Origin of the sequence: Bradyrhizobium sp. CCBAU 11386 (assembly GCF_028128955.1) — a bacterium.
Taxonomy (GTDB): domain Bacteria; phylum Pseudomonadota; class Alphaproteobacteria; order Rhizobiales; family Xanthobacteraceae; genus Bradyrhizobium.
The window spans coordinates 119,452-132,202 of sequence record NZ_LBKA01000254.1 but is presented as its reverse complement, the minus strand read 5'-3'; the positions used below and the strand labels follow the sequence as shown (position 1 = coordinate 132,202).

9 protein-coding genes are annotated in these 12,751 nt (G+C 65.0%); 7 read left to right on the top strand and 2 right to left on the bottom strand.

Going from position 1 to position 12,751, the window contains the following annotated elements; genetic code table 11:
• Positions 1 to 15: 15 nt before the first annotated feature.
• Positions 16 to 1,752: a bifunctional protein-serine/threonine kinase/phosphatase gene (locus tag XI09_RS35945; protein WP_271571135.1), complete on the bottom strand. Its 1,737-nt coding sequence runs from the start codon at positions 1,750 to 1,752 to the stop codon at positions 16 to 18.
• A 61-nt stretch (positions 1,753 to 1,813) separates the two neighbouring features.
• Entirely contained in the window at positions 1,814 to 2,653 is an 840-nt protein-coding gene (locus tag XI09_RS35940; RefSeq protein WP_271571103.1) for a formate/nitrite transporter family protein, read from the bottom strand.
• Positions 2,654 to 3,342: 689 nt separating this feature from the next.
• Here XI09_RS35940 and XI09_RS35935 point away from each other — a divergent pair.
• The 7 genes from XI09_RS35935 to XI09_RS35905 all read left to right on the top strand — a co-directional run bounded on the left by XI09_RS35935 (position 3,343) and on the right by XI09_RS35905 (position 12,655).
• Complete coding sequence (locus XI09_RS35935) at positions 3,343 to 4,662, top strand: CmpA/NrtA family ABC transporter substrate-binding protein (protein ID WP_271571102.1); 1,320 nt, start codon at positions 3,343 to 3,345, stop codon at positions 4,660 to 4,662.
• 59 nt (positions 4,663 to 4,721) lie between these two features.
• Positions 4,722 to 5,618, top strand: a complete 897-nt coding sequence (gene ntrB, locus XI09_RS35930) for a nitrate ABC transporter permease (protein ID WP_271571101.1) — start codon at positions 4,722 to 4,724, stop codon at positions 5,616 to 5,618.
• A 12-nt stretch (positions 5,619 to 5,630) separates the two neighbouring features.
• Positions 5,631 to 6,425, top strand: coding sequence for an ABC transporter ATP-binding protein (locus XI09_RS35925; protein ID WP_271571100.1), 795 nt, complete (start codon positions 5,631 to 5,633; stop codon positions 6,423 to 6,425).
• A 339-nt stretch (positions 6,426 to 6,764) separates the two neighbouring features.
• Entirely contained in the window at positions 6,765 to 8,144 is a 1,380-nt protein-coding gene (locus XI09_RS35920; RefSeq protein WP_271571099.1) for an MFS transporter, read from the top strand.
• A 120-nt stretch (positions 8,145 to 8,264) separates the two neighbouring features.
• A complete protein-coding gene (locus XI09_RS35915) occupies positions 8,265 to 8,693 on the top strand; it encodes a globin family protein (RefSeq protein ID WP_271571098.1) in 429 nt (142 codons plus the stop codon).
• 10 nt (positions 8,694 to 8,703) lie between these two features.
• Entirely contained in the window at positions 8,704 to 9,921 is a 1,218-nt protein-coding gene (locus XI09_RS35910; protein WP_271571097.1) for an NAD(P)/FAD-dependent oxidoreductase, read from the top strand.
• Positions 9,922 to 9,949: 28 nt separating this feature from the next.
• A complete protein-coding gene (locus tag XI09_RS35905) occupies positions 9,950 to 12,655 on the top strand; it encodes a nitrate reductase (RefSeq protein ID WP_271571096.1) in 2,706 nt (901 codons plus the stop codon).
• Positions 12,656 to 12,751: the final 96 nt, after the last annotated feature.

Genomic DNA, 12,751 nt, shown 5'->3' with positions numbered 1-12,751 from the left:
TCATGAGCACACGCCCTACCGCGCGTGCAACATCGCGAGCAGGACCACGACGGCGCAGGCGAGCGCTGCCGAGGTCAGCTTCCAGAACATCAGCGGACTACGCTCCAGGAGCGGCGTGATCCGCGTGTCGAGATAGGCCGGATTAGGCGTGCGAAGTTCGAAGACGAATTCGGACAGATCCTCATGCCGCTTGTAGGGATCGGGATGGAGCGCACGCTTGAGCGCTCCATCGACCCACGCCGGGACGTTGCGGTCGTCGTCGGCGGGACGATACCGAAGTCTCCGCACGTCCGACTTGCGCTGGATCCTGGCAATTTGGGTGCCATAGGGGAGCCTTCCCGTCAGCATCTCGTAGCAGATCACGGCCAGCGAAAACATGTCGGAGCGTGGCGAGCCGCTCTCGCCGAGAAAATACTCCGGTGCGGTATATTGGACCGTTCCCAGAATTTCGTCGGTCTCACCCAGCGGCGCCGCCTCTGCGACGCCGGCCACCCTGACCGATCCGAAGTCGATGATCTTCGCGGTGCCGGTCTTGTCGATCAGGACATTGTCGGGCCTGAGGTCCTGGTGCAGCATCTCCATGCGGTGGAAGGCGCGAAGCCCCGTGGCGATCTGCTCGACGATCCTGCGGACCGTCTCCAGATCGGGACGCGGGTTGTCGAGCATCCACTGCCTCAGGGTCTGCCCCTCGATGAACTCGGTCGCGACGTAGAGGTAGCTGCGCCGTCTCGACTGTGACAGCGGTTTGAGCACGTGCGGGCTGTCGATGCGGCGTGCGATCCACTCCTCCATCAGGAAGCGCTTGAGATAGGCGGCATTGTCGCGCAGGTCGATCGACGGCAGCTTGAGCGCGACCGGCTCCTCGGTCTCCGCATCGACGGCAAGGTAGATGTGGCTGCGGCTGCTGCCGTGAATCTCTCGGACGATCCTGTAGCCGTCGAACATCGCCCGCGGCTCGGGCAGCGCGGGAAGCGGCAGTTCGAAGGTCTGATTGAAGATGCCGGCCGAGTCGCGCCGCGGCACTGCGTCGATGCGGAGGATCTGGACGGTGATGTTGTCGTCGCTGCCGCGCCGGTAGGCTTCGTCCACGATCGCCTTCGCGGCGCCGTCGAGCTCGGCTGCGTGCTCGTTGAGAGCGCTCGTGACGAAACGATGGTCGACGAACTCGTAGGCGCCGTCGGTTGCGAGGATAAAGGTGTCGCCGGCCTCGATCTCGATCGTCTGGTAGTCGATCTCGAGCTGCGGGTTGATGCCGAGCGCGCGGCCGAGATAGGTCTGCTCCGACGACACGATAATGCGGTGATCGTCGGTCAGCTGCTCGAGCGCCTTGCCGGCGACGCGGTAGATGCGGCAGTCGCCGACGTGGAAGATGTGCGCGGTGGTCGCCTTGATGACCATGGCGCTGAGGGTGCAGACATAGCCCTTGTCGCGGTCACAGGCATATTGGCTCTTGCGCGTCTGCGCGTGCAGCCAGGAATTGGTCGCGTCGAGCACGCGGCGGGCGGAGGTCTTCACCGTCCAGGATTCCGACGTGCAGTAATAGTCCATCAGGAAGCTCTTGACCGCCGACTCGCTTGCGATCTGGCTCACCGTGCTGCTGGAGATGCCGTCGGCGAGAACCGCCGCGATGCCCTTCAGGCTGAGCAGCGGCTCCTCCGGAATCAGGACGCCGTGAAAATCCTGGTTGACGGGCTTGCGACCCCTGTCGGAGTGCTGGCCGATCGAAATCAGGAGTCCGCGGGTCATCGTCATCACCGGCAAAGGGGAGCCTCACCCTGCTCGGGCGAGGCTCCCCTGTCGAGACGTTGTTTGATCAGGCCGCGACGCGGGGCCGCGTGGTCTTGCCGGCCTGGCGCTTCGGCAGGGTCATGACGTGCGTGGCGTAGAGGGTCATGCCGGTGAAGGCGAGGCCGCCCACGAGGTTGCCGAGCACGGTCGGGATCTCGTTCCAGATCAGATAGTCCATGATCGAGAACTTCGCGTGCAGCATCAGGCCCGACGGGAACAGGAACATGTTCACCACGGAGTGCTCGAACACCATGTAGAAGAACACCAGGATCGGCATCCACATCGCGATGACCTTGCCGGAGACCGAGGTCGAGATCATGGCGCCGACGACGCCGGTCGAGACCATCCAGTTGCAGAGCATGCCGCGCATGAACAGCGTCGCCATGCCGGCGGCACCATGCGCGGCATAGCCGAGCGTTCGGCCCTCACCGATATTGCCGATCGCCGCGCCGACCTTGTCAGGGTCTTGGGTGAAGCCGAAGGTCGTGACGAAGGCCATCATGAAGGCGACGGTGAAGGCGCCGGCGAAGTTGCCGACGAAGACGAGGCCCCAGTTGCGCAGCACGCCGCCAAAGGTGACGCCCGGGCGCTTGTCGATGAGGGCGAGCGGCGAGAGCACGAACACGCCGGTCAGCAGGTCGAAGCCGAGCAGGTACAGCATGACGAAGCCGACCGGGAACAGCAGCGCGCCAACCAGCGGCTGGCCGGTGTTCACGTTGATGGTGACGGCGAACCAGGCCGCCAGCGCGAGGATGGCGCCGGCCATATAGGCCCGGATGATGGTATCCCGGGTGGACATGAAGATCTTGGACTCGCCCGCATCCACCATCTTGGTGACGAATTCCGAAGGCGCGAGATACGACATCAATGGTTCCTTTTGCTTCATAAATGAGATCGACACGCCCCCAAAGAGAGCGCGGCTGAACGTGGCTGAGCGTCTTGGGCCGTGCGGACAGCTCTGCCGCGCACGAGGGGCTATGGAGGTCTGGAAGCCTTGGGAATCGCGTCGCGACGACTGAGCCGAAAAGGGCCGCGAAGCAGTTGAGCTTCCGGTTTGCAGCCGCCAGAGGCTGCAACAATGCGGCAAGCCGCAGTCTTCGTTGACGCCAGTGGAAATGCAAGTCGCGTGCCGCTTGAACGCGATGGAAAAAGTGAGCGATTTCAACTAGATAGGACATGCCTTGATCGGGCTTTTGCCGGTTCTGCGGCCTTTTGCTTAGGCGGCTGCATAAGATTTGTGCGACGCACAAGAAATGAGCAGTCCGCAGATTTCGCGTGCGCAGAAAGCCTGCGACAGACTGGCGCGGCGTGTCTAACGCATTGAATACTCAGTTATTTCTGAGATGTGGCGCTTGGCATGAAGCTTGAATAGTTCCTAGTCGACGCCATTGAAGCCGTCCCGCGAGACTTCTCATCCGATTTTGCTGACGCCACCAGACGGGGGTCCCCCCGTCGCGCGTTCGCATGCGCCTTTTTCGGGCGTCACGGACGGACGGGCTGCTCGTGCGCACTGACGCAATCATTCCGCAACGACGCAAAAGGACGACACCACCGATGACCAAGCGCATCCGCCGGCCCTCCGAGACTGGCCTCAGCCGCCGTCAATTGTTGAAGGCCACCGGCAGCACCGCTGCCCTTCTTGCCGCCGCCAAGCTCAATTTCCCCGCCGGCGCGTTCGCGCAGGACGCAGGCCCCGAGGTCAAGGGCGCCAAGCTCGGCTTCATTGCACTCAGCGACGCCGGTCCGCTTTTCGTCGCCAAGGACAAGGGCCTGTTCGCCAAACACGGCATGCCCGATGTCGACGTGCAGAAGCAGGCCTCCTGGGGCACCACGCGCGACAATCTCGTGCTCGGCTCGGAAGGCAACGGCATTGACGGCGCGCACATCCTCACCCCGATGCCGTATCTGATCTCGGCCGGCAAGGTGACGCAGAACAACCAGCCGACGCCGATGTACATCCTGGCGCGGCTCAATCTCGATGCGCAGTGCATCTCGGTTGCCAAGGAATATGCCGACCTCAAGGTCGGCGCCGATGCGTCGGTGCTGAAGGCCGCGTTCGAGAAGAAGAAGGCCGAAGGCAAGTCGGCCAAGGTCGCGATGACCTTCCCGGGCGGCACGCACGATCTCTGGGTCCGCTACTGGCTCGCCGCCGGCGGCATCGACCCCGACAAGGACGTCGAGACCATCACGGTGCCGCCGCCGCAGATGGTGGCCAACATGAAGGTCGGCACCATGGACGCCTTCTGCGTCGGCGAGCCCTGGCCCGGGCAGCTGGTCCACCAGGGCATCGGCTACACCGCCGTCAACACCGGCGAGATCTGGAGCAAGCATCCGGAGAAGTCGCTCGGCATGCGCGCGGCCTGGGTCGACAAGAACCCGAAGGCCGCCAAGGCGATCCTGATGGCGGTGATGGAAGCCCAGCAATGGGCCGACAAGATGGAGAACAAGGAAGAGCTCGCCACCATCATGGGCAAGCGGCAGTGGATCAACTGCCCGGTCGAGGACATCGCCGATCGCGCCAAGGGCAAGTTCGACTACGGCAACGCCGGCAAGGTGGTCGAGAACTCGCCGCACATCATGAAGTACTGGCGTGATCATGCCTCCTATCCGTTCCAGAGCCACGATCTCTGGTTCATGACCGAGGACATCCGCTGGGGCAAGTACGAAGCCGGCTTCGACAGCAAGGCGCTCATCGCCAAGGTCAACCGCGAGGACCTTTGGAAGGACGCGGCCAAGACGCTCGGCGTCGCCAGCTCCGACATTCCGGCCTCGACCTCGCGCGGCAAGGAGACCTTCTTCGACGGCAAGGTGTTCGATCCCGAAAATCCGGCGGCCTATCTGAAGTCGCTCGCGATCAAGCGCGTCGAAGTCTGATGGAGCCCTGCGGCCGCCGCGAGGCGGCCGCATCGTCCCGGAGCCGGAGAGAGATAGCGATGAACATGCCTGCCACGAAGATTGAGGTTGAGACCGCGACGCCCGCGGGAAGCGCCGCGCCCGTCGTCGCGATGACGCCGAAGCGGCCGCCGCGGAGCGAGACCTATGCGCGAATGGCAAGGGAGCTCGCCGTGCGCGTGATCCCGCCGCTCGTCGTGATCGCGCTGCTGACGCTCGTGTGGGAGCTGGTCTGCCGCCGCGCCGGCTCGGCGCTGCCGCCACCGTCGCGGGTATTCAAGGACACCAAGGAGCTGATCCTCGATCCGTTCTTCGACCATGGCGGCATCGACAAGGGCCTGTTCTGGCATCTCTCCGCCAGCCTTCAGCGCGTCGCCTTCGGCTATTCGCTCTCCGCGATCGCCGGCATCGCGCTCGGCGTGCTGGTCGGCCAGTCGGTCTGGGCGATGCGCGGGCTCGATCCGTTGTTCCAGGTCTTGCGCACCATCCCGCCGCTCGCCTGGCTGCCGCTCTCGCTCGCAGCGTTCCGCGACGGCCAGCCCTCGGCGATCTTCGTCATCTTCATCACCTCGATCTGGCCGATCATCATCAACACTGCGGTCGGCATCCGCAACATCCCGCAGGACTACCGCAACGTCGCGGCCGTCGTGCAGCTCAATCCGCTGGAGTTCTTCGGCAAGGTCATGATCCCGGCGGCCGCGCCCTACATCTTCACCGGCCTGCGCATCGGCATCGGTCTGTCGTGGCTCGCCATCGTCGCCGCCGAAATGCTGATCGGCGGCGTCGGCATCGGCTTCTTCATCTGGGACGCCTGGAACTCCTCGCACATCAGCGAGATCATCCTGGCGCTGATCTATGTCGGTATCGTCGGCTTCGTGCTCGATCGCCTGATCGCGGGCCTCGGCAAGATCGTCACCCGCGGCACCGCGACGAACTGAGGGGAGGGACACATGACCGCCTATCTGAAGCTTGACCACATCGACAAGATCTTTTCCCGCGGCACCGTCACCACGGAAGTCCTGAAGGACATCAACCTGACCATCGAGAAGGGGCAATACGTCTCGATCATCGGCCATTCCGGCTGCGGCAAGTCGACCCTGCTCAACATCATCGCAGGGCTGACCAACGCCTCGACCGGCGGCGTGCTGCTGGAGAACCGCGAGGTCAATTCGCCAGGGCCCGATCGCGCCGTGGTGTTCCAGAACCACAGCCTGCTGCCGTGGCTCACGGTCTACGAGAACGTCAAGCTCGGCGTCGACAAGGTCTTCGCCAAGACCAAGACGCGGGCCGAGCGCGACGCCTGGGTCATGCACAATCTCAACCTGGTGCAGATGGCCCATGCCAGGGACAAGCGTCCTTCCGAAATCTCCGGCGGCATGAAGCAGCGCGTCGGCATCGCGCGGGCGCTGGCGATGGAGCCGAAAGTGCTGCTGCTCGACGAGCCGTTCGGCGCACTCGACGCGCTCACCCGGGCGCATCTGCAGGACTCGGTGATGGCGCTGCACCAGAAGCTCGGCAACACCATTCTGATGATCACCCACGACGTCGATGAGGCCGTGCTCCTGTCCGACCGTATCGTGATGATGACGAATGGGCCGAGCGCGCGCATCGGAGAGGTGCTGGAGGTGCCGCTGGCGCGTCCCCGCAAGCGGCTCGAGCTCGCCACCAACACCACCTACCTGAAGTGCCGGCAGCGCGTGCTCGAATTCCTCTACGAGCGTCATCGCTTCGTAGAAGCCGCGTAAACGGAGGTTTAACGCGGAAGATATGCGCGCCTAAATAATCGACACCTCGCTCAATCCTTGTGCGCCGCACAAGGATTGAGCGAATCGCAAGATTTGCGTGCGAAATAGCCCTGCAAAAATTTCGGTCAATTCGAACAAGCCCCTGAATTCCCTGTATTTCCCGAACGCGCGCAATTGGCACGGAAATTGAAATGCATTTGCGCGACGCCAACGACGACGTCCCTCAACATCATCAATCAGCATCGTGAACTCGCCACCGGGGTGAAGCCTCGGAGCGCGCCTCCGTGGCCGGAGGCAGAGCCTGCAACGACGCAGCGGTGAGCCTAGAAGGGATACTCAATGACGAAGAATCCAACTTGGATTTCAGACTGGCGCCCCGAAGATGAGGCGTTCTGGAACGCGACTGGCAAGACTATCGCGCGACGCAACCTGATCTGGTCGATCGTGGCCGAGCATATCGGCTTCTCGGTCTGGCTGATCTGGAGCATCGTCACCACCAAGCTCCCGCAGGCAGGCTTCCATTACACCACCGACCAGCTGTTCCAGCTCGTTGCCGTGCCGGGCCTGATCGGCGCCCTGATGCGCTTTCCCTACACATTCGCGGTGACGACGTTCGGCGGTCGCAACTGGACCATCTTCAGCGCGGCGATCCTGTTCATTCCGACGCTGTCGCTCGCCTATTTCGTGAGCCTGCCCGACACGCCGTTCTGGCTGATGCTGCTGATCGCCTCGACCGCGGGTCTCGGCGGCGGCAACTTCGCCTCCAGCATGACCAACATCTCCTTCTTCTTCCCGGACAGGATGAAGGGATGGGCGCTGGGCCTCAACGCAGCCGGCGGCAATATCGGCGTCTCCAGCGTGCAGCTCCTGACCCCGATCCTGATGACGCTCGCCGTCATCAACCTGTTCCAGGCAACCCCCGTCGACGGCGTGTTCCTTCAGAACGCCGGCCTGATGTGGGTGCTGCCGATCGCGATCGCGGTGTTCGGCGCGGTGTTCTTCATGAACAACCTGACCACGGCCAAGTCGTCGATCGGGAATCAGCTGGCGGTGGTCAAGCGCAAGCACACCTGGATCATGGCGTACCTCTATATCGGCACGTTCGGATCCTTCATCGGCTATTCCGCGGCGTTTCCGCTGCTGATCAAGACGCAGTTCCCGTCGGTGACGATCGCGATCGCGTTCCTCGGGCCTCTCGTCGGTTCGCTGTCGCGCCCGTTCGGCGGCTGGCTTGCCGACAAGATCGGCGGCTCGGTCATCACCTTCTGGAATTTCATCTTGATGGCGGGCGCCACGGTCGGCGTGCTCTATTTCGTCGGGCAGAAGGACTTCATCGGCTTCCTGTCGATGTTCCTGATCCTGTTCGTGACGACGGGCATCGGCAACGGCTCGACCTACCGCATGATCCCCTCGATCTTCCGCGAGCAGAACCTGTTCAAGGTGCGCGGCAAGGGCGATGCGGCGCGTGCACTCGCGCTCAAGACGGCGAGCATCGAGAGCGGTGCGGCAGTTGGCTTCATCGGCGCGATCGGCGCGGTCGGCGGCTATCTGATCCCGAGCGGTTTCGGCAAGTCGATCGCCATGACCGGCGGTCCGCAGCTCGCGCTCGCGATCTATCTGGCCTTCTACGCGTCCTGCCTCGGCCTGACCTGGTGGTTCTACCTGCGTCGCAGCCCGCAGCGTGAAGGCGCGCCAAGCCTCGCCGAAGCAAGGGTGTGACCGCTTGGTATGAATCTCGCTTCTCCCCGTACGCGGGGAGAAGCATTGCCCGACAGTTTGACCATGAACCTGGTTCGCAATGGCGCGCACCAAGGCAAACCCAACAGGCAGGAGAACATTATGACTTCAGAACAGATCGCCCTCATCCAGCAGAGCTTCGCCAAGGTCGCGCCGATTTCGGAAACCGCCGCGGTGCTGTTCTACGATCGCCTGTTCGAGGTGGCGCCGTCCGTGCGCGCGATGTTTCCCGAGGACATGACCGAGCAGCGCAAGAAGCTGATGGGCATGCTCGCCGCCGTCGTCGGCGGCCTGTCGAACCTGGACTCGATTCTTCCCGCGGCCTCCGCGCTCGCCAAGCGCCACGTCGCGTACGGCGCCAAGGCCGAGCACTATCCCGTGGTCGGCGCGACCTTGCTGTGGACCCTGGAGAAGGGTCTCGGCGAAGCCTGGACGCCCGAACTCGCCACGGCCTGGACCGACGCCTACGGCGTGCTGTCCGGCTACATGATTTCCGAGGCCTACGGCGCACAGGCGCAGGCCGCCGAATAGGAGATGCCTTGTGAGTGAACCGCTGGTCATCGTCGGTAACGGTATGGCGGCCGCGCGTCTGGTCGACGAGCTCGCCAAGACTGCGCTTGGCCGCTACGCGGTTGCCGTTATCGGCGATGAACCCAGGCTCGCTTACAACCGCGTGCTGCTCTCCTCCGTGCTGGCCGGGGAGACCGGCTCGCACGAGATCGAGCTCCGGCCGGCCGACTGGTGGCGCCATCGCGGCGTCACGGTGCGCTACGGCTACCGCGTCACCGAGATCGACACCGGCCGCCGCGAGCTCAAGATCGAGGGCGAGGAGAGCGTGGAATATTCCAAGCTCGTGCTCGCCACGGGATCGACGCCGCTGCGGCTCAACGTGCCGGGCGCCGATCTCGCCGGTGTGCACACCTTCCGCGACACGCGCGACGTCGACCTGCTGCTGACGCTTGCGGCGGCGAAGAAGCGCGTCGTCGTGGTCGGCGGCGGTCTGCTCGGGTTGGAGGCGGCCTATGGGCTTGCCAAGGCCGGCGCCCCGGTGACGCTGCTGCATCTGATGGACCGGCTGATGGAGCGCCAGCTCGATGGGCCGGCCGCCGACCTGCTCAAGACGCTGGTCGAGCGCAAGGGCATCCGCATCCTGCTCAATGCCAGCACGAAGTGCATCCATGGCGACAGCCACGTCGAAGCCGTCGAGCTCGCCGACGGCAGCCGTATCGAGGCCGATGCGGTGATCTTTGCCGCCGGCATCAGGCCCAACGTCGCGCTGGCCAAGGACGCCGGCATCGCGGTCTACCGCGGTATCGTGGTCAACGACGTCATGCAGACGGCGTCACCCGACATCTTCGCGCTCGGTGAATGCGCCGAGCATCGCGGCACCTGCTATGGCCTGGTCGAGCCCGCCTATGAGCAGGCGCGCGTGCTGGCCCGGCATCTCGCCGGCCGGCCCGCCGCCTATCAGGGCAGCGTGGTTTCGACCAATCTCAAGGTCTCGGGCGTCAGCGTGTTCTCCGCCGGCGACTTCATGGGCGGGGAGGGCAGCGAGAGCCTCGTGCTGACCGACCGCAGGCGCGGGACCTACAAGAAGCTCGTCATCGCCGACGGCCGGCTCACCGGCGCGGTGCTGATCGGCGATACCGTCGACGCGCTCTGGTATCTCGAACTGATCCGCAACCGCGACAAGGTGGCGACGATCCGCACCGACATGATGTTCGGCCGCGCGCTCGCGCGTCCTTCCAAAGCGGCTTGATAGAGGCGGCTTGATAAGGCAGCTCGATATGACGGCGATCGACCCGAAGCTCCGGACCACCAAGACCACCTGCCCCTATTGCGGCGTCGGCTGCGGCGTGCTGGCAACGCCCGACGGCAAGGGCGGAGCGGCGATCGCCGGCGACCCGGACCATCCCGCCAATTTCGGCCGGCTGTGCTCCAAGGGCTCGGCGCTCGGCGAGACCGTCGGGCTGGAGGGCCGGCTGCTCTACCCGATGATCCGCTGCAAGGGCGTGCTGGAGCGCGTCGCCTGGAGCGATGCGCTCGACCACGTCGCCCACCGCATGCAGCACATCGTGGCGCGCGACGGTGCCGACGCGGTCGCGTTCTATCTCTCGGGCCAGCTCCTGACCGAGGATTACTACGTCGCCAACAAGCTGATGAAGGGCTTTGTCGGCACCGCCAATGTCGACACCAATTCGCGGCTCTGCATGTCGTCCTCGGTCGCCGGCCATCGCCGCGCCTTCGGCGCCGACACCGTGCCCGGCTGCTACGAGGATCTCGACCAGGCCGACCTGCTGGTCTTCGTCGGCTCGAACGCGGCCTGGTGCCACCCGGTCCTGTTCCAGCGCATGCTGAAGAACAGGCAGGAGCGCGGCGCCCGCATGATCGTGATCGATCCGCGCCGCACCGACACCGCGAGCGATGTCGATCTATTCCTGGGGCTGAAGCCCGGCACCGACACCGCCTTGTTCTCGGGCCTGTTCGTTCATCTCGCCGACAGCGGCGCGCTGGACCAGGACTACATCGCGGGCAACACGTCGGGCTTCGACGACGCGCTGGCGCGTGCGCGCAACATCGCCGGCAGCGTCACCGCGACCGCGCTGGCCACAGGCCTCTCCGAGCAGGACGTCGCGACCTTCTTCAAGATGTTCCGTGACGTCGAGCGCGTCGTCACGCTCTATTCGCAAGGGGTCAACCAGTCGGCGCAGGGCACCGACAAGGTCAACGCGATCCTCAATTGTCATCTCGCCACGGGCCGCATCGGCAAGCCGGGCGCCTCGCCGTTCTCGCTCACCGGCCAGCCCAACGCGATGGGCGGCCGCGAGGTCGGCGGTCTCGCCAATCAGCTCGCCGCGCACATGAACTTCACGCCGCCGGACATCGACCGTGTCAGGCGGTTCTGGAAGGCGCCGCGCATCGCCACCCATGAAGGGCTGAAGGCGGTGCAGCTGTTCGAGGCGATCAACCGCGGCGAGGTCAAGGCGCTGTGGGTGATGGGCACCAACCCTGCGGTGTCGCTGCCCGATGCGGACTTCGTGCGCGAGGCAGTGAAGAAGCTCGAGCTGTTCGTGGTCTCCGAGAACGTGCTCTCCAACGACACGGTCGAGGCCGGCCCGCATGTGCTGTTGCCGGCGCTCGCCTGGGGCGAGAAGTCGGGCACGGTGACCAACTCCGAACGGCGCATCTCGCGCCAGCGCTCGTTCCTGCCGGCGCCGGGCGAGGCGCGGCCGGACTGGTGGATTCTCAGCGAGACCGCAAAACGTCTCGGCTTCGGCGACAGTTTTGACTACAAATCCGCCGCCGATATTTTCCGCGAGCACGCGGCGCTTTCGGCGTTCGAGAACGATGGTAGCCGCGATTTCGACATCGGCGCGTTGACCTCGCTCTCGAACGAGGCCTTCGACGCCTTGAAGCCCGTGCAGTGGCCGGTGCGCGAAGGCGGGGCGTCCGGCGAGCGCTTCTTTGCGACGGGCGGCTTCTTCACCAATGACGGCAAAGGCCGTTTCGTCGCGCCGGAGATGCCGTCGCTGCGCGGCGAGACCGGCGCGTCGCGTCCGCTGCGGCTCAACACCGGGCGCATCCGCGACCAGTGGCACACCATGACGCGCACGGGCCTCAGCCAGCGGCTGGGCGCGCATCTGCCCGAGCCGTTCGTCGAGGTCCATCCCGATGACGCCGGCAAGTTCGGCATCGCCCACGACGGCTATGCCCGCATCACCACCGACTACGGGCAGTGCATCCTGAAGGTGGTCGTCAGCGATCGGCAGCAGCGCGGCACGCTGTTCGTGCCGATCCACTGGAGCGCGATGAACGCCTCGCACGGCCGCGTCGGCGCGCTGGTGCAGTCCTTCACCGACCCGTTCTCGGGGCAGCCGGAATCGAAGGCGACGCCGGCAGCGATCGCGCCCTATGAATACGTTTTCCGCGGCTTCGCGCTGTCGCGCAAACAGCTCGATCTGCCGCCCAATCTGCTGTGGACGCGCGTCACGGTCAGCGGCGGCTTCGGCTATCTCTTCGCCGACAACGCCGATCTGTCGCGCTGGCCCGCCTGGCTCGAGAGTGTCGCCGGCGAGGATGTCGCCGAGTACCGCGATTTCGGCGGCGGCGTCTATCGCGCGGCCTCGTTCGCGGGCGACCGCATCGAGACCTGCCTGTTCGTCGGACCCGCCCATGATGCCGGCGACTGGGAGGTGGTGAAGAGCCTGTTCGTGGCCGATCAGGTCACCGACGACCAGCGCCGCATGCTGCTGTCCGGCAAGTCCAGCGAGGGCGCCGCATCGACCGGCCCCATCGTCTGCGCCTGCTTCGGCGTCGGCCGCGGCACCATCTGCGACACCATCGCGACTGGGGCGCGCACGACGGCCGAGATCGGCGCCAGGCTCAAGGCCGGCACCAATTGCGGCTCCTGCATCCCCGAGCTGAAGCGCCTGATCGCGACGACGGAGGTGGCGCCAGTGAAGCAGGCGAAGGTCGCGGGCGCAGCGGGGTAGGGGCGACGTTCTCGGTCGTTGCCGTACACTCCGCTGTCATCGCCCGGCTTGACCGGGCGATCCAGTACGCCGAGACACCTGTGATTATGCGGTGAG

Coding starts and splice junctions, on each gene's coding strand:
- XI09_RS35945 (WP_271571135.1), bottom strand. CDS start 1,752: ATGACGATGACCCGCGGACTCCTGATTTCGATCGGCCAGCACTCCGAC.
- XI09_RS35940 (WP_271571103.1), bottom strand. CDS start 2,653: ATGTCGTATCTCGCGCCTTCGGAATTCGTCACCAAGATGGTGGATGCG.
- XI09_RS35935 (WP_271571102.1), top strand. CDS start 3,343: ATGACCAAGCGCATCCGCCGGCCCTCCGAGACTGGCCTCAGCCGCCGT.
- ntrB (WP_271571101.1), top strand. CDS start 4,722: ATGAACATGCCTGCCACGAAGATTGAGGTTGAGACCGCGACGCCCGCG.
- XI09_RS35925 (WP_271571100.1), top strand. CDS start 5,631: ATGACCGCCTATCTGAAGCTTGACCACATCGACAAGATCTTTTCCCGC.
- XI09_RS35920 (WP_271571099.1), top strand. CDS start 6,765: ATGACGAAGAATCCAACTTGGATTTCAGACTGGCGCCCCGAAGATGAG.
- XI09_RS35915 (WP_271571098.1), top strand. CDS start 8,265: ATGACTTCAGAACAGATCGCCCTCATCCAGCAGAGCTTCGCCAAGGTC.
- XI09_RS35905 (WP_271571096.1), top strand. CDS start 9,950: ATGACGGCGATCGACCCGAAGCTCCGGACCACCAAGACCACCTGCCCC.